Annotated in this window: 2 protein-coding genes and 1 pseudogene; 2 read left to right on the forward strand and 1 reads right to left on the reverse strand. The window is 71.2% G+C overall.

Annotated elements, in window-relative coordinates; translation table 11 throughout:
* On the reverse strand, positions 1–909 hold a 909-nt coding region (locus PMI01_RS04770), incomplete at its 3' end, for an MFS transporter (RefSeq protein WP_007663887.1).
* Positions 910–1,047: 138 nt separating this feature from the next.
* Here PMI01_RS04770 and PMI01_RS04775 point away from each other — a divergent pair.
* A complete protein-coding gene (locus tag PMI01_RS04775; protein WP_007663889.1) occupies positions 1,048–1,854 on the forward strand; it encodes a hypothetical protein in 807 nt (268 codons plus the stop codon).
* Between the two features lie 148 nt (positions 1,855–2,002).
* A pseudogene (locus tag PMI01_RS28180) lies at positions 2,003–2,083 on the forward strand (hypothetical protein); the annotation flags it as partial.

Consider the following 2,083-nt stretch of genomic DNA (forward strand, 5'->3'; position numbering starts at 1 on the left):
GGGGGGGATCCGCAGGGTCGATATCAGCGAGCGGCGCTGGGCCCGCCACGACCAGAACGGCTGGGAGGCCAGGGCGCCGACCGCGCCGCAGACCAGCAGGGCGCCGCCGTCGAGCGGCGATGTCAGGCCATAGGTGACGAAATAGGGTTCCAGCCGCCCGAAGATCGAGAGGCTGGCCGAAATCGCGAACATGATCAGGAACAGCGGCCACCGCCGGGGCGCGACCGGTTCGTCGCGCCGGGTCGCGGCGGCGCTGCTGGCGGCGGTCGTCAGGCGTGGCGGCCGATCGCGGCTCAGGCGACGCCACAGGAAGACGGCCGAGGCCGCCGCGCAGGCTGCCAGGCCCGTGGAAAACAGCGCGAAGGCCGCCGGGGCGACCGCGTCGCTCGCCTTCTGGAGGAAGGGCGCGAACGCCCCGGCCACGACGATGCTGGCCACGCCGGCGAAGACGTAGCGCACCGACGCCAGCCGAGCCCGCGCGCCGTCATCCGCCGTCGCCAGGGCCAGCAGGGCGTTCTGCGGCAGGTCCATCGCGGCGTAGGTCAGCCGAAAGAGGATGATGGTGGTCAGGGCGAAGGCGAAGCGGTCCGGCGCCGGAACCAGGCCGGCCAGGCCAAAGGCCACGAACATCCCGGCGCTCAGGATCGCCCCCAGCGCCTGGAGGCGTCCAGCGTCTCCGGGCGTGCGCACCCAGCGGTCCAGGCTCAGGCCGCCGACCAGGTCGGCCAGGGCGTTGAGCAGCAGCGACGCCCCCAGGATCAGCCCCATCTGCCGGGGTGGCAGTCCGCAGGCCTCGGTCAGGAAGTAGGCGAACAGCAATTCGCTGGCGTACCAGAGCAGGCTCTTGCCGGCGTGGGACGCGCCATAGGCGACGACGAAGGCGCGCTCGGACTGGATCGCGTCGCTCATCGATGGGCGTCTCCCGGGTGGCGGACCAGATAGCCAGGGTTCGTGACACCGCGGTGTCGGCCGGCTTCGCGCGGCGAGGGCGGTCTGGCGTGGCGCGGCGGTAAGCTGCTAGGCGTATGCGGCGAAGGAGTGCGGTCGATGGTTCTGGCCTATGTCGTGGCCCTGATGCTGCAGGCGCCAGTCGCGTCCGCGCCGCCGGCCGAGGCGCCCGCACGCCGGGCCGAGACGGTTCGGCGCTACGTCTCCAACGCCCGCCAGGGCGTCGCGGTGGGGCCCCGCGACCTCTATGCGGTCAGCAACTGGCAACTGGTCCGCTACGACAAGAAGACCGGCGAGAAGCGGGCCGAATGGACGGGCGACAAGGCCCGGTTCCCGCACATCAATTCCTGCGCCGTGGTCGCCAAGGAACTGGTCTGCGCCAGCTCCAACTTCCCGGGCACGCCGCAGGTCAGCACCGTCGAGGTGTTCGATCCCCAGACCCTGGCCCACCGACGCAGCGTCGCCCTGGGCCTGGGCACGGGCTCGATCACCTGGGTGGACCGGCACGACGGCGCGTGGTGGGCGATGTTCGCCAACTATGACGGCAAGGGCGGCGAGCCGCCGCGCGACCACCGGCACACCACCCTGGTGAAGTTCGACGACCAGTGGCGCAGGCTGGAGGCCTGGGCGCTGCCGGCCACGGTGCTGGACAGGATCGCGCCGATGAGCATTTCCGGCGGCGGCTGGGGCCCCGACGGGCGGCTCTATCTCAGCGGCCACGACCGTCCGGAGCTCTATGTCATGGCGCTGCCGAACGGCGGCGGGGTGCTCGACCATCTCGACACCGTCGGCATGGAGGCCGAGGGCCAGGCGGTGGACTGGGACGAGGGCGATCGCGGCATGCTCTACGGCATCCGTCGCGACACCCGCGAGATCCTCGCCATGAAGGTCCCGTTGTTCAGGTAACGGCCTCCGAAGACCTGTCACGAAACCGCATTACGGCTCGGACGAACCTTCGGAGAGCGCCATGTTGAGTCTGTTGATCGCCCTGCTGGGCGCGGCCCCCCTCGCTCAGGGGGGCGCGCAAGACGCCGCGCTGCGTCTCAACGACATCGCGGCCGTCGGCACCCACAACAGCTATAAACTGGCCGTTCCCGCCGACGAGATGGCGGCCATGGTCGCGGCGGGGGGGCAG

It is taken from the genome of Caulobacter sp. AP07, from assembly GCF_000281955.1.
In the GTDB taxonomy this organism is placed as follows: Bacteria; Pseudomonadota; Alphaproteobacteria; order Caulobacterales; family Caulobacteraceae; genus Caulobacter.